At 39.3% G+C, this 17,652-nt stretch carries 19 protein-coding genes; 4 read left to right on the top strand and 15 right to left on the bottom strand.

The window, feature by feature from the left end:
* Positions 1 to 6: 6 nt before the first annotated feature.
* The 4 genes from GO621_RS13305 to GO621_RS13290 form a co-directional block, all read right to left on the bottom strand.
* The gene (locus GO621_RS13305; protein WP_157567827.1) at positions 7 to 1,125 is read right to left on the bottom strand and encodes a tetratricopeptide repeat protein; all 1,119 of its coding nucleotides are present in this window, start codon (positions 1,123 to 1,125) and stop codon (positions 7 to 9) included.
* The gene (gene gyrA, locus GO621_RS13300) at positions 1,126 to 3,792 is read right to left on the bottom strand and encodes a DNA gyrase subunit A (RefSeq protein WP_157567825.1); all 2,667 of its coding nucleotides are present in this window, start codon (positions 3,790 to 3,792) and stop codon (positions 1,126 to 1,128) included.
* A gap of 183 nt (positions 3,793 to 3,975) precedes the next feature.
* Positions 3,976 to 4,890 (bottom strand): oxygen-dependent coproporphyrinogen oxidase, encoded by a 915-nt coding sequence (gene hemF, locus GO621_RS13295; protein ID WP_157567823.1) that lies wholly within the window; start codon positions 4,888 to 4,890, stop codon positions 3,976 to 3,978.
* A gap of 45 nt (positions 4,891 to 4,935) precedes the next feature.
* Positions 4,936 to 6,204 (bottom strand): MFS transporter, encoded by a 1,269-nt coding sequence (locus tag GO621_RS13290; RefSeq protein ID WP_157567821.1) that lies wholly within the window; start codon positions 6,202 to 6,204, stop codon positions 4,936 to 4,938.
* Positions 6,205 to 6,365: 161 nt separating this feature from the next.
* Between GO621_RS13290 and GO621_RS13285 the strand changes: the two genes are divergently transcribed.
* Positions 6,366 to 7,520 (top strand): iron-containing alcohol dehydrogenase, encoded by a 1,155-nt coding sequence (locus GO621_RS13285; RefSeq protein ID WP_157567819.1) that lies wholly within the window; start codon positions 6,366 to 6,368, stop codon positions 7,518 to 7,520.
* A gap of 34 nt (positions 7,521 to 7,554) precedes the next feature.
* On the opposite strand, the gene GO621_RS13280 is transcribed toward GO621_RS13285, so the two are convergent.
* The 8 genes from GO621_RS13280 to thrS form a co-directional block, all read right to left on the bottom strand.
* Complete coding sequence (locus GO621_RS13280; protein ID WP_157567817.1) at positions 7,555 to 8,124, bottom strand: CAP domain-containing protein; 570 nt, start codon at positions 8,122 to 8,124, stop codon at positions 7,555 to 7,557.
* Between the two features lie 64 nt (positions 8,125 to 8,188).
* Complete coding sequence (yiaK, locus tag GO621_RS13275) at positions 8,189 to 9,172, bottom strand: 3-dehydro-L-gulonate 2-dehydrogenase (protein ID WP_157567815.1); 984 nt, start codon at positions 9,170 to 9,172, stop codon at positions 8,189 to 8,191.
* Between the two features lie 129 nt (positions 9,173 to 9,301).
* Positions 9,302 to 9,499, bottom strand: coding sequence for a cold-shock protein (locus GO621_RS13270; protein ID WP_157567813.1), 198 nt, complete (start codon positions 9,497 to 9,499; stop codon positions 9,302 to 9,304).
* Positions 9,500 to 9,626: 127 nt separating this feature from the next.
* Positions 9,627 to 10,262 carry a peroxiredoxin gene (locus GO621_RS13265; protein ID WP_157567811.1) on the bottom strand — a complete coding sequence of 212 codons (636 nt, stop codon included), beginning with the start codon at positions 10,260 to 10,262 and terminating at the stop codon, positions 9,627 to 9,629.
* 125 nt (positions 10,263 to 10,387) lie between these two features.
* A complete protein-coding gene (gene rplT, locus GO621_RS13260; protein WP_157567809.1) occupies positions 10,388 to 10,732 on the bottom strand; it encodes a 50S ribosomal protein L20 in 345 nt (114 codons plus the stop codon).
* 73 nt (positions 10,733 to 10,805) lie between these two features.
* On the bottom strand, positions 10,806 to 11,006 hold the full coding sequence (gene rpmI / locus GO621_RS13255; RefSeq protein ID WP_157567807.1) for a 50S ribosomal protein L35: 201 nt from the start codon (positions 11,004 to 11,006) through the stop codon (positions 10,806 to 10,808).
* Positions 11,007 to 11,024: 18 nt separating this feature from the next.
* Positions 11,025 to 11,594 (bottom strand): translation initiation factor IF-3, encoded by a 570-nt coding sequence (gene infC, locus GO621_RS13250; RefSeq protein WP_157567805.1) that lies wholly within the window; start codon positions 11,592 to 11,594, stop codon positions 11,025 to 11,027.
* 1 nt (position 11,595) lies between these two features.
* Positions 11,596 to 13,521 (bottom strand): threonine--tRNA ligase, encoded by a 1,926-nt coding sequence (gene thrS, locus GO621_RS13245; protein ID WP_157567803.1) that lies wholly within the window; start codon positions 13,519 to 13,521, stop codon positions 11,596 to 11,598.
* A 151-nt stretch (positions 13,522 to 13,672) separates the two neighbouring features.
* On the opposite strand from thrS, the gene GO621_RS13240 reads away from it, so the two are divergent.
* The 3 genes from GO621_RS13240 to GO621_RS18870 are packed head-to-tail and all read left to right on the top strand — an operon-like array spanning position 13,673 to position 14,325.
* A complete protein-coding gene (locus tag GO621_RS13240; protein WP_157567801.1) occupies positions 13,673 to 13,840 on the top strand; it encodes a hypothetical protein in 168 nt (55 codons plus the stop codon).
* 4 nt (positions 13,841 to 13,844) lie between these two features.
* Entirely contained in the window at positions 13,845 to 14,108 is a 264-nt protein-coding gene (locus tag GO621_RS18875; RefSeq protein WP_198170240.1) for a hypothetical protein, read from the top strand.
* Positions 14,109 to 14,115: 7 nt separating this feature from the next.
* Positions 14,116 to 14,325 (top strand): hypothetical protein, encoded by a 210-nt coding sequence (locus tag GO621_RS18870; protein WP_198170239.1) that lies wholly within the window; start codon positions 14,116 to 14,118, stop codon positions 14,323 to 14,325.
* Positions 14,326 to 14,536: 211 nt separating this feature from the next.
* Here GO621_RS18870 and GO621_RS13230 read toward each other — a convergent pair whose 3' ends face one another.
* The 3 genes from GO621_RS13230 to GO621_RS13220 all read right to left on the bottom strand — a co-directional run bounded on the left by GO621_RS13230 (position 14,537) and on the right by GO621_RS13220 (position 17,638).
* Positions 14,537 to 15,475 (bottom strand): RpnC/YadD family protein, encoded by a 939-nt coding sequence (locus GO621_RS13230; RefSeq protein WP_157567799.1) that lies wholly within the window; start codon positions 15,473 to 15,475, stop codon positions 14,537 to 14,539.
* A 96-nt stretch (positions 15,476 to 15,571) separates the two neighbouring features.
* Positions 15,572 to 16,300, bottom strand: a complete 729-nt coding sequence (locus tag GO621_RS13225) for a (Fe-S)-binding protein (RefSeq protein WP_157567797.1) — start codon at positions 16,298 to 16,300, stop codon at positions 15,572 to 15,574.
* On the bottom strand, positions 16,301 to 17,638 hold the full coding sequence (locus GO621_RS13220) for an MFS transporter (RefSeq protein WP_157567795.1): 1,338 nt from the start codon (positions 17,636 to 17,638) through the stop codon (positions 16,301 to 16,303). It lies immediately after the preceding gene.
* Between the last annotated feature and the right edge of the window lie 14 nt (positions 17,639 to 17,652).

The following is a 17,652-nucleotide window of genomic DNA, read 5'->3' as shown; positions in this document are numbered from 1 at the left end:
GTTAAATTAATTTATAATCTGATTTAGTTGAGTGCTTATTCTGTTAGCTTGGGCCAAATTACCAGTTTTATCGTAAAGTAACTTTAAGGTTTGTAAAAACTGCGGGTCATTGGGGTTCATTTCATTCGCTTTTTCGAGATAGTTACGGGCAAGGTCAAAATCTTCTGCAGATTTAGCCGGTTCTGCCGCCCCCCTTTTCATATATAGAACACCTAAATTAAAAAAAGGGTCATAGCTTTTCCGGTTTAACTGAATTGCTTTTTTATAAAAAATTTCTGCCTTATTTGTTTGGTTTAAATGGTCATAACAAACAGCAGCAAGAAAATTAATATCATAATTTTCAGGTTCTGCTTTAACCAAACCCTCAATTAAGCCTCTTAACGCAACGTAATCCTTTTTGTTATTATAAATATTGGCCTCTTCAAAGAGCAGTTTTTTATTGTCAGGATAAATTGCCCTGGCTGTTTTTATGGCGTTTAATGCTTTTGTAGTATCGCCAAGTATTTTATAAATTTTTTCTGCTGTTAAAACAACCTCTGCCCCTGCTTTACCGTTTTGTAACAAATTATCATAATAGGCAGCAGCTTTGTTCAGCTCTCCCATCCGGTTTACGGCGTAAGCCATATAAACTTCAAGATGTTCGGCTGTGGGGAAAATAGCCTGGGCTTTTTCAAAATTATCTACTGCAGAACGATAATTATTGCGCTGCAGATCATTAAAACCTCTTCTGATATACGCGTTGGCTAAGTTTCTTTTGATGTAAGTAATCTCCGGCGAGTAGTTGTAAACTTTTTTCTTCTTAAAAAGAGTATCAGCATAAATGTTAGTAGTGCTGAGGAAGTTATCCGGCATTTTCAAAGTATTTAGCGAATCTGCATAAGCAATAGTCGAATAAACTACTGCTTTGTAAACGCTTTTGTACATTTTTGCCGAGTCTGCCCGCGTTTGTATCGTTTTATCAATTGCTTTTTTAGCTTCGCCGAGGTATTTTAAATCGTGTTTCTGATCATAGAAAGCCAGGTTATTAAACACATCCTTCAGTTCTTCGGATTGCGAAAAAGCGAAGGATGTGGCTTTAACTAAAAAAAGTATTGATAAAAGAAGCTTTCGCGCCATCTTCAACATTTACTTTTCGGGTTGATTTTCTTCCGTTTCGTCGTCGTCCAAATCAGCGCCGTCATCCAAACCATCTTCATCTTCTTCCGGTTCAATGTCCGGTTCATCTTCGTCATCTTCATTGTCGATCGGATGTTCCTGGTTTGTCATTGGGTTTTCAGCATCTAAAAGATGTTCAACGGCTTCTTCAATTTCGGCAGCAACTTCTTCTTCCTTTTCAATTGTTGCAACAGATGCAATGGCATCTCCTTCTTTTAAAGAAATTAGCCGAACGCCTTGTGTTGCCCTTCCCATTGAACGTAAACCACTTACAGCAATCCGGATGATAATGCCCGAACGGTTGATAATCATCAGGTCATCTTTATCCGTAACATCTTTTATGGCTACCAGTAAGCCTGTTTTTTCTGTAATGTTCAATGTCCTGACACCTTTTCCTCCCCTGTTGGTAACACGGTAATCTTCAATATCCGTCCGTTTGCCATATCCATTTTCAGAAACAACCAGAACGGTGGTTTCAGAGCTGTTAATGGCAATCATGCCAACTACTTCATCATTGTCGGTATCCAGCGAAATCCCTCTTACACCAGTTGCTGTCCTACCCATCGGCCTAACTGTTTTTTCGTTAAACCTTATCGCACGGCCGGAACGCAAAGCCATTAAAATTTCACTGCTTCCGGTAGTTAACCTTGCTTCTAATAACTGGTCGCCATCATTAATGTTGATGGCATTGATACCATTTGAACGAACACGGGAATAAGCTTCGAGAGAAGTTTTTTTAATGATACCTTTTTTGGTACACATAATTATAAAATTGTTCTCTAAGTATTCCTTGTCTTTCAGGTTGATGATTTTAATATATGCTTTGATGTTTTCTTCCTTCGGAATATTGATAATGTTCTGAATGGCACGGCCTTTGGAAGTCCGTGTCCCTTCCGGAATTTCAAAAACACGCAGCCAGAAACAGCGGCCTGCTTCTGTAAAAAACAACATGTAGTTATGGTTAGAAGCAATTAATAAATGTTCGATAAAATCAGCATCGCGACTGTTGCTGCCGATAGAACCTTTTCCGCCTCTGCCCTGTGTACGATATTCTGTTAATGGTGTACGTTTAATATAACCTTCGCGGGAAATAGTAATAACTACGTCTTCGTTTTCGATGAAATCTTCCGTCATCATTTCTGCGGAAGAATGCATGATCTCGGTTTTCCGTTTATCACCGTATTTTTCTTTTACTTCAGCCAGTTCATCTTTAATGATCTGCATCCGTAAACTTTCATCTGCCAAAATCGATTTCAGGTAATCAATCTGCTTCATTAATTCCGCATATTCCGCCTTAATTTTATCGCGCTCCAGTCCGGTTAAACGGCGTAGCGTCATATCCAGAATTGCACGTGCCTGTATGTCGCTCAATTCAAACTGAGTGATCAAACCTTCGCGGGCTTCATCTGGTGTTCCAGAATTTCTGATTAACCGGATTACTTCATCCAAATGGTCTAATGCAATCAGTAAACCTTCTAAAATATGTGCACGTTTTTGTGCATCTGCCAATTCAAAACGGGTACGGCGAATTACAACTTCATGCCTGTGCTCCACAAAATAATGTATCAGGTCTTTCAGGTTCAACTGCATTGGCCTTCCTTTTACCAGTGCAATATTATTAACGCTAAAAGAAGTTTGCAGGGAAGTGTATTTATAAAGGTTGTTTAGTACGATAGCTGCATTAGCATCTTTTTTGATCTCGTAAACAATGCGAATGCCTTCGCGGTTAGATTCATCGCGGATATCAGAAATCCCTTCAATTTTTTTATCATTGATCAGATCAGCCGTGGCTTTGATCATGATCGATTTGTTAACCTGATAAGGTATTTCGCTTACAATAATCCTTTCGCGGTCATGCCCATGCGTTTCAATTTCAGCTCTCGCCCTTAAAACTACACGGCCACGGCCTGTTTCTAACGCTTCGCGGATACCTTCTACACCGTAAATAATACCGCCTGTAGGAAAATCAGGCGCTTTAACGTGCTGCATCAACTCGCTGATCTCGATGTCGCGGTTATCAATATAAGCTACTGTGGCATCTATTACCTCCCTTAAATTGTGGGGTGCCATATTCGTAGCCATTCCTACCGCAATACCAGATGCCCCGTTTACCAGTAAATTTGGTATGCGCGCCGGTAGAACAGTAGGTTCTTCTATCGAATCATCAAAGTTAAGCTGGTAATCGATGGTGTCTTTGTTAATATCGGCCAGCATTTCTTCGGCAATACGTCGAAGGCGCGCTTCTGTATAACGCATTGCTGCCGGGCTATCGCCATCAACAGAACCGTAATTTCCTTGTCCGTCTACTAACGGATAACGTAAACTCCAGTCCTGCGCCATACGTACCATAGTATCATAAACAGAAGAGTCACCATGCGGATGATACTTTCCCATTACTTCACCAACAATACGGGCTGATTTTTTATAAGGTTTGGTGGCATTTAAACCCAGATCGAGCATGCCAAAAAGTACACGGCGGTGTACGGGCTTTAAACCGTCCCGAACATCGGGCAAAGCCCTGGAAACAATAACCGACATCGAATAATCGATGTAGGCTGATCTCATTTCATCTTCAATATTAATCGGAATTATCCTGTCTTCCGGATGTTGCTGTTCATTACCTGTTTCTTCGGCCATTGTTACATTTTAGGTTCTTAAAAAATGGTAATAGGCAAGCCCTGCCATTACCGCGATTTAACACGCGAAATTAAGAATTTAAACCGTAAAAAGAGCGAAAAATACGGATAATGATCCCAGGATTTGTACGATAAATGCTTCTTTTACCACACCTTTTTTTATGCCGGTAAAAGAAGCATTGTTCTAACTTGCCCAATCAATACCTTTATGCAAAAAGTCCAGGGTTTTCTCCTCTTTACTGCCCGGGGCTGGTTGGTGGTTATACATCCAGCGTGCTTGCGGCGGCAGGCTCATCAGGATCGATTCTACACGGCCATTCGTTTCCAGTCCGAATTTAGTACCGGCATCGTAAACTAAATTAAATTCTGCATAACGGCCGCGGCGCTGGTACTGCCAGTTTTGCTCCTCCTCGTTGTAGGTTTTATTTCGGTTGCGGTTAACCAGTTCAGAATAAACCGGAATAAAAGTACGGCCAACACTTTTAGAAAACTCAAAAATATCAACCCAGCTCAGTTCATCATTAGCTGCCAGCCGATCATAAAAAATACCACCGATGCCACGTGTTTCGTGCCGGTGTTTAATAAAGAAGTATTCATCGGCCCAGGTTTTAAAACGGGGATAAAATTCGCGGTGATAAGTATCGCAGCAGTTTTTAAGCTGCCGGTGGAAAAACCGTGCATCTTCTTCTATCACATAATGAGGCGTTAAATCAATTCCGCCGCCAAACCAACGAACTGGTTTATCGCCAAAAACAGAAGAAGGCATTTCAAAATAACGGATATTCATGTGGATGATGGGGACCCAGGGATGGTTTGGATGGATTACGATAGAAACACCCGTTGCAAAAAAATCATCCTGATCTACATTCAATACCTTTTTTAAACCATCTGAAAGCTGGCCATGCACTGCAGAAAAATTTACGCCGCCTTTCTCAATCAGGTTTCCGTTCTGGATAATTCTGGTACGGCCACCGCCGCCGCCTTCCCGCTGCCATATTTCCTGCTCAAAATGTGCTTTGCCATCCAATTGTGTTAATGCCTCGCAAATCTCGTCCTGGATCGATTGATATTCTTCTGCAATCTGTTCTTTCGTAATCATCACAACACTATTTTTGAGGTTAAATATCTTATTCTTTAATCCTGTTTATACGTTTATGGCAGTAGTTGAGTTTGGCTCATGCTGGTCATCTTCCATATAATCCAGGTCTTTCCCAAAGCTTTCTTTTAGCTGATTGATAGAGAAAAATGCAATTACAACAAGCAAAACCATCATGGCCCGGGCGCTGGTGATAATCCCGTAATTTGCCACTAATTTTTCAAAACCATAAGTAATTGGTATTAATGCGCCTCTTACAAAGTTGGGTACCGTAGTAGTAACCGTTGCCCTGATATTGGTGCCAAATTGTTCGGAAGCAATAGTTACAAACGTTGCCCAGTAACCGCAGCTAAAACCCATAAACAAGCAAAGCCAAATAAATTGCTGTGCACTGATATTTGTACTTTGCAGATAAACAAAAACACTGATAAGCGAAAGAACATGAAAAACCATCATCGTTAGCTTTCGTGATTTTGTAAATTGGGCTAATAATCCTGCTACCAAATCGCCGGCAGCAATACCAAAATAAGTATATAAAATGCCTGTACCAGCGCTTAAAACAGTGGTTGCATGCAGTGCTTTTCCTATTTCAGGCGCTTGCGTAACTAAAATACCAACCACGTACCAAAGCGGTGCACCAATTAAAATGCAATACAAGTATTTAAAAAACCTTTTGCGGCTGGTAAAAAGCATCAGCATGTTTCCTCTGCTTACATTTGCATGTTTTGCTTCTTTAAACATACCGCTTTCAAATGTTCCCGCTCTCAGCAACAACAATAAAAAGCCTAATCCGCCACCAACAAAATAAGCCATTTGCCAGGTATAATGTTTGGCTACTGTTGCTGCAACTGCTGCACCAAATAAACCAACTACCGCTACCATCATGGTACCATAACCACGATTTTTTTTGCTGATGGTTTCGCTTACTAAAGTAATCCCTGCGCCTAACTCTCCAGCCAGGCCAATACCGGCAGCAAAACGCACCAAACCGTACATTTCAATAGAATGCACTAATCCGTTAAGAAAATTAGCTATCGAATACAGTAAAATCGAACCAAACAACACTTTAATCCGGCCAAATTTATCGCCAATAATCCCCCATAAAATCCCACCTAATAATAAGCCACCCATTTGCATGTTCAGTACAAATTCTCCGTTTAGCCGCATGTTTTCCGGCTTTACGCCTATATCTTTAAAACTTTGCAGCCTGACGATAGAAAAAATCACCAGGTCATAGATATCAACAAAATAACCTAAGGCAGCAACAATGACTAAAAAAACGATGTTCTTTTTGTTTGCAGAATCTAAAGCAGTCATTTAAATTATGATTTGTGGAATTATAAAGGTTGTAAATATATTTAATTTCAAAGGATGAAAAGCAAAAGCCTTTACAATTAAAAGTATGATAAAAGAAGCATTTGTAATTTGCGCTGTAAAAGCAATCTGTAATTATTCAAAATTCGGATTATCTTAGCCTGATGGAAAATTTTGTTCAGTATAATCCTACAAAAGTAATTTTCGGACGGGAAGTTGCAGACCAGCTTCCCGGAGAAATTTCCTGGAAAAAAGCTTTAGTGGTTATCGGGGAAAGTTCTGCTAAAAAAAACGGTTTATACGCCCGCGTAGTTTCTTTAATGAATATGGCCGGCCTGGAACATATTACCCATGAAGGTGTAAAAGCAAGCGCCAGTTACCTGGATGCCGATGAAGCTGTTAAAAAAGCAAAGGCTTACCTGGCAGAAGTAATTATTGCTATTGGCGGCTGTTCGGCCATTGATGTGGCCAAAGCTGCGGCTATTGGTTATTACAGCAACCATTCCGTTTGGGATTTTTATATGCTAAAAGAAGCACCGCCGCAAAAAGCACTTCCGGTTTTAAATATTTTAACCATTGCTTCTACCGGTTCGGCCATGAACAATAATTCTGTTTTGAGCGATCCGGAAACCGGAATCAAAAAAGAGTTCAGCTCGCCTTTATTTTATCCAAAAGCTGCCTTTCTCGACCCTTATTATTCTGTTACCGTTCCGGCCAGGCAAACTGCTTTTGGCGTTTCTACCATGATTGCTTATGCCATTCAGCAGTTTCTGAACGAAGGTGATGCGCCTTTAACCGATTATTTTACGGCTGATTTGGTGCGCCTGGCTATCCAAAACGGTAAAGAAGTGATGCAGAATTTGCAGGATTACCAGTTACGGGCCAACTTGATGTGGATGGCAACTTTGGCCTTGAATGATACATTGAGCAATGGAAGAAATTATACGGATAAAAGTATTTCGAGTATTGCTTTTGCTTTGGATATGCGTTACGAGATTGGGCACGGCGCATCTTTAGCTATTGTTTTATGTGCCTGGCTGAAGTATCATCAATACCGATATTTAAACCGGATCAGGTTTTTGGCGAAGCATATTTTTGCTTCCGAAAGTTTTGATTACGATGCTACTGCAAACGGATTTGTAAAAAAGCTGGAGGATTTTTACCAGTATATCGGGGTTCCGGTAAGGCTTTCTCAGGCAGGTATCGGTCCAACAGAAAAACAGCAAATTTTACAAAGCTTTCAGTTAAATAAAATAACGGTGAACAATTATAAAATGGCCGATAAAGACTACGAAGCGCTTTTGGAACTCATGTGGTAAAGGTTAGAGATTTTGGTGATGCTGTTTTTATCGCCTAAAAATTGGTATGGTTATCCTGCTGTTTAACCAAAGCAAGGTCTTTTGTACCAAAAGGATACCTTCCGCCAAAATCTTCTACCCAATAGTAATTGTAAACATAAGCGCCTATTTCTTTAAATGCCGGGTTCATCAGGTTTTTACAATGCTTCTCGCTTTTAAATAATTCCTGGTTCACTTGTTCGATGGATTGTTGTCCGGCGGCAATATTTTCGCCTATTATGTAACGCTGAAAACCGGCAGTTCCGTAACCTGCTTTCTCAAACCGGTCGCGAATATGATCGCCATTCTGGCTTTCATGACTAAAGTAATTGTGATTGGCCATATCCATTGCATGGGCAGCAGCGGCAGTTGCCAAACGATCGTTCCAAACAACAGGCGCTACCGGAGGCATGTAAGTTGTACCGCAATTGCAACCACGGGCACGGATTTGATTGATCTGGCTGAGGACCTCAGCTTTAAAACTAAAATCTTTGCTGGTAAAAGAAGCATCTTCTTTTATAAAAGATACACTTAAAAATAAAGGAACAACAAGCAGGAATTTTAAGTGGTTTATTTTTAAGCGCATTTTAATCCAGTTTTTTGAATTATTGGATAGTAAACGCAAAAGAAAGTTTAAAGGTACAGGCTAATTAAAGTTGACAGACAGCTCGCCAAATTTCTTCATTTACCGGAATACCTTCTGCTGTATTTTTATTTCTGGTGATCAGTGTTTTTTCTCCCGGATACCAAATTTTTCCTCCGTTTTCATCCGCTTCGCTGGATTTAGTAAAAGAAATAATTTGTTCGATGAGATTTTGGTGAAGGTCAGGCTGATAAATAGCAATAAAAGTTTGTGATACGCCAGATTCTTTTCCGGCAGCCGTAATTTCTTTGGTTGATTTTCCTCCGGTTAAAGCCGTAAGTACGATGTCCAGCATCAATGATAATCCGGAACCTTTCCATAAGCCAATGGGTAAAGCCCTTTCAGTTTTACGGATGGCTGCTGCATCGGTTGTTAAATTTCCTTCCTCATCATAACCTCCGGGAAACGGAAGCGGTTGTTTATTCAGTTCGTGTTCCTGTAACTTGCCGTACGAATATTGGGAAACTGCCATATCCAGGACCATATGTCCTGCTGCTTTTGGCACCGCAATTACAATCGGATTGTTGCCTAAACGAGGTTCTTTTCCTCCCCAGGGCGGAACATTGGCAATGGTGTTGGTAAAACAAATACCGATACAACCAGCATCTGCTGCCTGCCAGCCATAAGTGCCGCCACGCATCCAATGGTTTGTATTTTTGATGCTGACACAGCCTATTCCGTTAGTTTTTGCCAGGTCCACTGCTTTTTCCATTGCAAAAGAAGCATTGTACATCCCTGGCGCTAAATGTCCGTCCAAATGCGCCAAAGTTCCGGTTTCGCTTAAAACTTCGGGTTCTGCTTCCGGTTTAACTAAACCATTTTTTACCAGGTCAACAAAAACAGGAAAACGGTTGAGGCCATGCGAATAAACACCGTCTAAACTATTAGCCGCAAAAATTTTTGAACATAAAGCTGCTTTTGTTGCAGAAAAAGAATGTTTTAACAGTATCCTTTCAAACTGCTGTTGTAAATCGTTGTAAAATACACGCATCTGTTTTTAACGTTCTTGCAAATAGATTGTTCAAAAAGAAATCAGCAAAGAAAAAATGAAAATTCAGGACATAAAAAAAGCCCTTCAAATGATGAAAGGCTTTAAATTTCGATGAGTATATGTTTTATATCAGATTTTTTTTACGTTTACTGCCTGTAATCCTTTTCTTCCTTCTTCAACATCATATTGTACGTTGTCGTTATCTTTTATGGCATTTACACCTCCCTGAACGTCTTTGAAGTGTACAAACAGATCTTTACCATCATCGGTAACGATAAAACCATAACCTTTTTGAGTGTTAAACCACTTTACTTTTCCAGTTTTCATAACATTTATTAGAATTAAATTAGTGGTTTAATTTAAAAAAACTATACTGAAAAATAAAAATAATTAAAACAAAAAAAGATGCTGTTTTTATGCCCATAAAAACAGCATCTCAAAAAACAATAACCTACTACTTATTGGGTTGCGGCGTCATTCTCAAATAAGGTTTCACTTCTGTAAAACCTTTAGGAAATTTATCAGGAATATCTTCTGTTTTGATAGCTGGTAAAACCACTACATCTTCGCCTTCTTTCCAATCAGCGGGTGTAGCAACGCTGTGGTAAGCCGTTAATTGCAGCGAATCAATCACTCTTAATATTTCCTGAAAATTTCTTCCGGTGGATGCAGGATAACTGATAATCAGTTTTACAATTTTGTTTGGGTCGATGATAAAAAGCGAACGGATGGTTGCATTAACAGAAGCATTCGGATGGATCATATCATAAGCTTCTGATATTTCTCTGTTTTCATCAGCAATGATCGGAAAAGTAACTTCCACGTCCTGTGTTTCGTTAATATCATTGATCCAGCCTTTATGCTGTTCTACAGAGTCAACGCTTAATGCAATTACTTTTACATTGCGTTTTTCAAACTCATCTTTTAAAGATGCTGTTTTTCCTAACTCTGTCGTACAAACCGGTGTATAATCTCCAGGGTGCGAAAATAAAACTCCCCAGCTATCGCCTAAATAGGTATAAAAATCAATTTCTCCGACAGATGTTTTTGCCTTGAAATTTGGTGCTTTATCGCCCAGTCTTAAACTCATAAATTTAAATTTTAATGTTTATAAATACTATACTAAGTTAGTAGAGAAATGTTTGTTCTGCAAATTATTGTCAATAAAAAAAGGGAACCTGTTCAGGTTCCCTTTTCAAGCTAAAGCAGCATTTTTTATTTTACAGAATCAACAACAGCTTTAAAAGCTTCCGGATGGTTCATGGCTAAATCAGCTAAAACCTTACGGTTTAAAGTGATTTTTGCACTGTTTAATTTCCCCATTAATTGAGAATAAGATATGCCGTGCTGACGTACACCCGCGTTGATACGCTGGATCCACAATCCTCTGAACTCTCTTTTTTTGGTTTTACGGTCGCGGTAAGCATACTGTAAACCTTTTTCAACTGTATTTTTAGCAACGGTATAAACCTTGCTGCGTGAACCCCAATAACCTTTGGCGAGGTTCATTATTTTTTTTCTGCGTCTGCGGGACGCTACTGCGTTTACTGAACGTGGCATTTTTTTGAGTTTTTGGTAGTGGGTGTTTCAGTAAAGAAAACTTGTAAACCCGAATACCTGGTTAAATAATGAGTTATTTTCCTATTGCTAACATACGTTTAACGTTGCCCATGTCCGCAGCAGAAACTAAACTGGTGTGACCAAGTACACGTTTGCGTTTGGTTGACATCTTGGTTAAGATGTGGCTTTTGAAAGCATTTTTTCTGGCAATTTTACCGGTTCCAGTAAGCTTAAAACGCTTTTTAGCACTGGAATTGGTTTTCATTTTTGGCATAATCTTTTTTTAAACTATTTATTTTTTTGCTGCTTTAGGTGCTAATGTAAGGAACATCCGTTTCCCTTCTAATTTTGGTAACTGTTCCACTTTTCCAACTTCTTCTACGGCTTGGGCAAAACGGAGCAATAAAATCTCGCCCTGTTCTTTATAAACAATTGCCCTTCCTTTAAAGTGTACGTACGCCCTCACTTTTTCGCCAGCTTCTAAGAATTTCTGAGCGTGTTTTAGCTTAAATTCAAAATCATGGTCGTCAGTGTTCGGGCCAAAACGGATTTCTTTAATAACAGTTTGCTTGGCATTGCTCTTAATCTCTTTCAGCTTTTTCTTCTGTTCGTAAATAAACTTGTTATAGTCTATAATTTTACAAACAGGAGGCGTTGCGTTCGGAGAAATTTCTACCAGGTCCAACTCCTGTTCTTCGGCCATTGCCAAAGCAACTTTGGTATTGTAAATTCCGGGTTCTACGTTATCTCCAACTAAACGAATTTCAGGAACTCTGATGAACTGATTGATACTATGTTCAGCTTCTTTCTTTTTAAAAGGAGGCCGTGGGCCCCTGCTGAAATTTGGTTTGTTTAATGCCAAGTTATATGGTTATTTCTTTTTCTATTAATGATTTAAATTCTTCTGTAGTCATACTGCCTAAATCGCCTTCACCGTGTTTTCTTACCGAAACTGTTCCTTCTGCTGCTTCCTTTTCCCCAACGATAAGCATGTATGGTATCTTTTTTACTTCAGCGTCCCGAATTTTTCTTCCGATCTTTTCGTCCCTCAGGTCAATAAGACCGCGAATATCGTGTTTTTTTAATGTTTCTGAAAGTTTTTTTGCATATTCTTCATATTTTTCCGATATGGGTAAAATAGAATATTGTTCAGGGGTAAGCCACAGCGGAAAATTACCCGCGCAATGCTCAATTAACACAGCCACAAACCTTTCTAACGAACCAAAAGGCGCACGGTGGATCATCACCGGGCGATGCTTCTGATTATCACTTCCGGTATATTCCAGCTCAAAACGTTCCGGTAAATTGTAATCTACCTGGATGGTTCCCAGCTGCCATTTTCTGCCCAAGGCATCTTTTACCATAAAGTCGAGTTTAGGACCGTAAAAAGCCGCTTCGCCAAATACGGTTACTGTTGGCAAACCTTTTTCGTGCGCTGCTTCAATAATGGCTGCTTCTGCTAACAACCAGTTTTCTTCCGAGCCGATATATTTGGTTTTGTTTTCCGGATCGCGCAAAGAAATTTGAGCCGTATAATCAGCAAAACCTAATGATTTAAACACATAAAGTACTATATCAATTACCTTTTTAAACTCTTCTTTTACCTGGTCCGGGCGACAAAATAAATGCGCGTCATCCTGCGTAAAGCCACGAACGCGGGTTAAACCATGCAATTCGCCGCTTTGTTCGTACCGGTAAACGGTGCCAAATTCTGCAAAACGGACCGGAAGATCTTTATAAGAACGGGGTTTCGTTTTGTAAATTTCGCAGTGGTGCGGACAGTTCATTGGCTTCAGAAAAAACTCCTCTCCTTCCTGTGGTGTTTTTATCGGCTGAAAAGAATCAGCGCCATATTTTTCGTAATGGCCGGATGTTACATATAAGTTTTTATGTCCGATATGCGGTGTAACTACTTGATCATAACCGGCTTCTTCCTGTGCTTTTTGTAAAAACCTTACTAATTTTTCGCGCAAGGCTGCACCTTTTGGCAACCACAAAGGCAAACCCATTCCTACTTTTTCTGAAAATGCAAACAGTTCCAGCTCTTTGCCCAACTTGCGGTGGTCGCGTTTTTTGGCTTCTTCTAAAAAGTGCAAATAATCTGTCAGCTCGCTTTGTTTCGGATAGGTAACACCATAAATGCGTGTCAGTTGTTTACGTGTTTCATCGCCGCGCCAGTAAGCGCCGGCAACGCTCATTAACTTAATTGCCTTGATAAAAGAAGTATTGGGTATATGTGGGCCGCGGCATAAATCCGTAAAATTTCCCTGCGAATAAAAGGTAATGGAACCATCCGGCAAATCTTTGATTAAATCCAGCTTGTATTCGTCACCTTTTTCGGTAAAATATTCAATAGCATCTGCTTTTGAAACCGGTTTGCGGATATATTCTGATTTGGTTTTGGCCAGTTCTGCCATTTTATCTTCGATCTTTTTAAAATCATCAGAAGAAAACGGCTGATCGCCAAAATCAACATCATAATAAAAACCAGTTTCTATAGCCGGGCCGATCCCAAGTTTAACGCCCGGATACAAAGCTTCTAAAGCTTCGGCCATTAAATGCGCTGAGGAATGCCAGAAGGTAGCTTTTCCTTCTGCATCGTTCCAGGTTAATAATCTAATTTTTGCATCTTCTTCAATCGGGCGGCTAGCATCCCAAACTTTGCCGTCAATTTCGGCAGCTAAAACATTTCGGGTCAAACCTTCTGAAATGGAACGGGCAACCTGCATGGCCGTAATGCCTTTGTCGTACTGGCGGACAGAGCCGTCGGGAAGTGTTAAGTTAATCATCTACAACTATGATTTAAATTTTTATGTGATAAAAACAGTATCCATCACCTACAAAGTGATTTTTGCAAAAGTAGGATTTTGGAGGAGATTTTGGTAAGAAGAAATTATGCCGGTAAAAGAAGTATTGATAGTAAAACTTATATTTGATGGTATGGAAAAACCTAAACAAGAATTGGATTCCGTGGAATTGGAACGTTTAAAAGCAAATTTAAAATTGAGTTATAAAGAACGTTTTGAAATGCTGACCCGTTTATACAAAATCCAGCAAACTATGGACCGGGCTTCTATCGTTCATAAACCATTTATTAACAACAAGTAAACCTGTGGACATTTTTGATGAAGAAATATTAAATTTTTGGAAAGCTTTGCAAGATTATGATGTAAAATACATTATGATTGGTGGTTTCGCTATTAATATGCACGGTTATCAAAGATTTACAGGCGACATGGACATTTGGCTAAAGGACACTCCGGAAAATAGAAAACAATTACGTAATGCGTTTATAAGCTGCAAAATGGGTGATTATCCAATACTGGAGTATATGCAGTTTGTACCCGGTTGGACGGAGTTTTTGTTTAAACAATAATTTAATCTTGGATATTTTGACTGATATGAAAGGTTTGGAAGGCTACAGTTTCGATGAATGTTTGGAAATGGCTTCGATTGCTGATATTGATGAAGTAAAAGTTCCATTTCTTCATCTTAATCAGTTAATTGAAAATAAAAAAACAGTTAACCGGCCAAAAGATCAAATAGATGTTTTAGCATTGGAGGAAATTAAAAAGTTGCGGGAAGATTTTTAATTTTTAAAGGTAAATTATCAATTTAATACTTCTTTTATCAACTAAACTTTATCCCTAATCCCTAAAATTTAAACAAGCTTTTACTTCTTACAAAGAGTGCATTTTCATTCGTTCAGAGTTGTACTCTATTTCACGATACAGATTTTCCTGTTTCTGCTCCTCTGTCCAATAAAAATTCTTCGATGCCCTATTTTTTTAACTTTTATAATGCTTAAATCTTTTCAATTTCATTTACAGGAAGTTTGGTGATTTTTGCAATAAACTCAATAGCTAATCCCTCTTTTTTTAATTCGCGGGCAATAGCAATGGCTTCTTGCTGTTTACCTTTTTCGATGCCTTTTTCAATGCCTTTTTCGATGCCTGTTTCGATGCCCTTTTCGATACCTTTTTCGATGCCTATCTTTTCAGCCCTGTCCAATAAAAATTCTTCGATGCCCATTGTGATGCTTTTGTCTGTTAAATTACTGATCTCTTGTTCAAATTTAGTAAACATCTCCTTGTTTTCAAAATGCAGGTAATAACGCAAAAAATTCATCACTTGCCGTATTTTGTACTTTGGCATTTGTTTAATAAGCAGTCGTTTGGCCAAAGCGTATGCCTGATCAAATAGTTGCTGATCTTCCTGTTTCTTGCTGGTGAGCACCAATTTTGCCGAGAGTACAGCCAGGGCAAAAGGGTTATTGCTTGCCTCCAGTGCCGCTTCGTCCTGGTCGAGGATTTTATAAGTATTATAGCTGTAATGTACCTTTGTCCCAAGGTATTCCCTTTCATAGAAACGAGGATGGAACTTTTTGGTGGTATCGGCAAAAATAGCAAATGCGGTAATTGGTTTATCATACCTGTCCAGAATGCGGTAATAATACTGGAACATCCTCTTTGCAAAATCCTGATCGGTATAGCCCTGTACCTCCACGTGTATCAGTATCCATTCTTCCTTCCCGTTCTGCGTAAATACTTTAACCAGTTTATCCACATAGCGCGGGGCATATTGGTTTTGTTCTGGCGGAAACAACTGTTCAAGCTCTTTGTCGAGGTATTCAAACCCTTTTTCGAGGTCGAATATTTGTTCTGCATCACGATAAAAGAATTTTAAAAAATCATCAAATAAATCTTCTAAGGCAGCTTTCCAAAGGATATCATTACGGTTCATGCTAAAAATTTAAAAGCTTCTAATGTACCCGGATTATTGGTGAATTGCTATACCTTAATTTATGCCCATACTTCTTTTATCACCTAAAAATCTACCTCAAACATTCCCCCAGCCACCAGCCAGAACATCAGCCAGGTGTACTGTTTTGAGCGGTAAATTATTCTTATCGATATAACCTTGCAAATGCAGCAGGCAGGAAGCATCGGTAGAAATAATATAATCAGCTTCCAAAGCCAGCGCTTGATCTATTTTTTGCTGTGCCATCGCTGTAGAAATCGCTTCAAATTTTACCGCAAATGTTCCGCCGAAACCGCAGCAAGTGCTGCTGTCGGGCAGTTCCAGCAATTCCAGTCCGTGGACTTTTTCAAGTAATTTTCTTGGCTCTTCCTTGATTTTGCATTCGCATAAAGCAGCGCAACTATCGTGGTAAACGGCTTTGCCTTCCAGTTCAGCTCCAAAATAATCATGCTGCATTACGTTGATTAAAAAGTCGGACAATTCATGAATGTGGTTCTGGATAGAACGGCATTTATTATGAAGAGCGGTATTGGTAAACAGATCATTATAATAATTCTTCACCATTCCGGTGCAGGAAGCCGAAGGCGAAACAATAAAATGCTGATCGGTAAAATCATTCAGAAATTTATTGCCTACAGCTTTGGCATCGTCCCAAAAACCGGCGTTAAAAGCTGGCTGGCCACAGCAGGTTTGTGCCGGATTATAAATGATTTCGCAACCTGCTTTCTCTAACAATTTTATGGTGCTAAAAGCAGTATCCGGGTAAAGCTGATCGATAAAACAAGGGATAAATAATTCAACTTTCATTTAACTTTCCGGATTTTTAAGGCTGTAAAATTCAGGATTATTGCTGCTACTTTTTTCGCCTGATCGTAAAGAAAACAATAAAATCAAACCAACTACAAACAAGATGGTGAGGAATAAAATAGAATTGCGCATATTTCCGGTTAGTTCTTCAATAAAACCAAATCCAAACAAGCCGGCAACAATAGCTACTTTTTCGGTCACATCATAAAAACTGAAAAAAGAAGCTGTATCAGGAATATTTTCAGGCAAAAACTTGGAATAGGTAGAACGGGAAAGCGATTGGATCCCTCCCATCACCAAACCAACAATTACCGCCAAAATATAAAACTGGGTTGCTGTTGTAATAAAATAAGCAAAAACGCAAACCACAATCCATAAAACTACAACAGCCATTAATACAGTTACGTTACCATATTTTTCTGATAGTTTAGACATTAATGTTGCGCCGCCAATCGCAACCAATTGAATAATCAGGATGATGGAAATTAAGGCCGCAGTTCCAAGATGAAGTTCTTTTTCGCCAAAGTTTGCAGCAACCAGCATAATGGTTTGTACACCCATTGAATAGAAAAAAAATGCCGGTAAAAAAAGCTTTAACAAAGGCATGTTTTGCACTTGTCGCCAAACTTTTTTCAGTTCCTCAAAACCGTTGTGCACTTTTTGCTGATTTAATTTATTGAAGTTCGGACTTCCTTTTGGCAGCACTTTGAATGGAATTTGTGCAAAACCAATCCACCATAATCCAACCAATAAAAAGCTAAGCCTTGCCGGGAAAGTTCCGTCTGTGATTCCAAAAGTCTTTGGCGATAATACAAATACAAAGCAAATGATCTGCAAAAGCACGCTTCCGATATAACCGTAAGTAAAACCTTTTGCGCTTACCGAATCCTGCTTGTCTATTGTTGCTATTTCTGGCAAATATGAGTTGTAAAAAACTTGTCCGCCGCAATAACCAATGGCAGCAAGGGCAAAACAAATAATACCGATTTCTAAAGTATCAAGCTTGAAAAAGTACAAACCGCAGCAGGCCAAAGCGCCGATCCAGGTAAAAAACTGCATGTATATTTTTTTATTGCCCCGATAATCTGCAATAGAGGTTAAAATTGGGGTTAAAATAGCGATAACTAAGTACGCAACAGCCAGCGCATAATTGGAAAGCGCGGTGTTAACAAAGCTTTTTCCGAAGAAAAAAACTTTATCGCCATGTTCTTTCGTTGTGGTAATAGCGGTATAATACGCCGGAAAAATGGTAGAAGTAATGACTAAATTGTAAGCAGAATTTGCCCAGTCAAACATAGCCCACGCCCTAACCGTCTTTTTGTTATTTTTGATCTCCATACTGTTGCAAAGTA

The sequence above is a fragment of the Mucilaginibacter arboris genome (assembly GCF_009754915.1).
GTDB classification, from domain to species: Bacteria; Bacteroidota; Bacteroidia; order Sphingobacteriales; family Sphingobacteriaceae; genus Mucilaginibacter_A; species Mucilaginibacter_A arboris.
Note: the sequence above shows the minus strand (reverse complement) of the source record. Positions and strands in the feature narration are given on the sequence as shown.

What these genes read in the sequence shown, in the direction of transcription:
- GO621_RS13305 (WP_157567827.1), bottom strand. Translation starts at nt 1,125, where the DNA reads ATGTTGAAGATGGCGCGAAAGCTTCTTTTATCAATACTTTTTTTAGTT.
- gyrA (WP_157567825.1), bottom strand. Translation starts at nt 3,792, where the DNA reads ATGGCCGAAGAAACAGGTAATGAACAGCAACATCCGGAAGACAGGATA.
- hemF (WP_157567823.1), bottom strand. Translation starts at nt 4,890, where the DNA reads ATGATTACGAAAGAACAGATTGCAGAAGAATATCAATCGATCCAGGAC.
- GO621_RS13290 (WP_157567821.1), bottom strand. Translation starts at nt 6,204, where the DNA reads ATGACTGCTTTAGATTCTGCAAACAAAAAGAACATCGTTTTTTTAGTC.
- GO621_RS13285 (WP_157567819.1), top strand. Translation starts at nt 6,366, where the DNA reads ATGGAAAATTTTGTTCAGTATAATCCTACAAAAGTAATTTTCGGACGG.
- GO621_RS13280 (WP_157567817.1), bottom strand. Translation starts at nt 8,124, where the DNA reads ATGCGCTTAAAAATAAACCACTTAAAATTCCTGCTTGTTGTTCCTTTA.
- yiaK (WP_157567815.1), bottom strand. Translation starts at nt 9,172, where the DNA reads ATGCGTGTATTTTACAACGATTTACAACAGCAGTTTGAAAGGATACTG.
- GO621_RS13270 (WP_157567813.1), bottom strand. Translation starts at nt 9,499, where the DNA reads ATGAAAACTGGAAAAGTAAAGTGGTTTAACACTCAAAAAGGTTATGGT.
- GO621_RS13265 (WP_157567811.1), bottom strand. Translation starts at nt 10,262, where the DNA reads ATGAGTTTAAGACTGGGCGATAAAGCACCAAATTTCAAGGCAAAAACA.
- rplT (WP_157567809.1), bottom strand. Translation starts at nt 10,732, where the DNA reads ATGCCACGTTCAGTAAACGCAGTAGCGTCCCGCAGACGCAGAAAAAAA.
- rpmI (WP_157567807.1), bottom strand. Translation starts at nt 11,006, where the DNA reads ATGCCAAAAATGAAAACCAATTCCAGTGCTAAAAAGCGTTTTAAGCTT.
- thrS (WP_157567803.1), bottom strand. Translation starts at nt 13,521, where the DNA reads ATGATTAACTTAACACTTCCCGACGGCTCTGTCCGCCAGTACGACAAA.
- GO621_RS13240 (WP_157567801.1), top strand. Translation starts at nt 13,673, where the DNA reads ATGGAAAAACCTAAACAAGAATTGGATTCCGTGGAATTGGAACGTTTA.
- GO621_RS13230 (WP_157567799.1), bottom strand. Translation starts at nt 15,475, where the DNA reads ATGAACCGTAATGATATCCTTTGGAAAGCTGCCTTAGAAGATTTATTT.
- GO621_RS13225 (WP_157567797.1), bottom strand. Translation starts at nt 16,300, where the DNA reads ATGAAAGTTGAATTATTTATCCCTTGTTTTATCGATCAGCTTTACCCG.
- GO621_RS13220 (WP_157567795.1), bottom strand. Translation starts at nt 17,638, where the DNA reads ATGGAGATCAAAAATAACAAAAAGACGGTTAGGGCGTGGGCTATGTTT.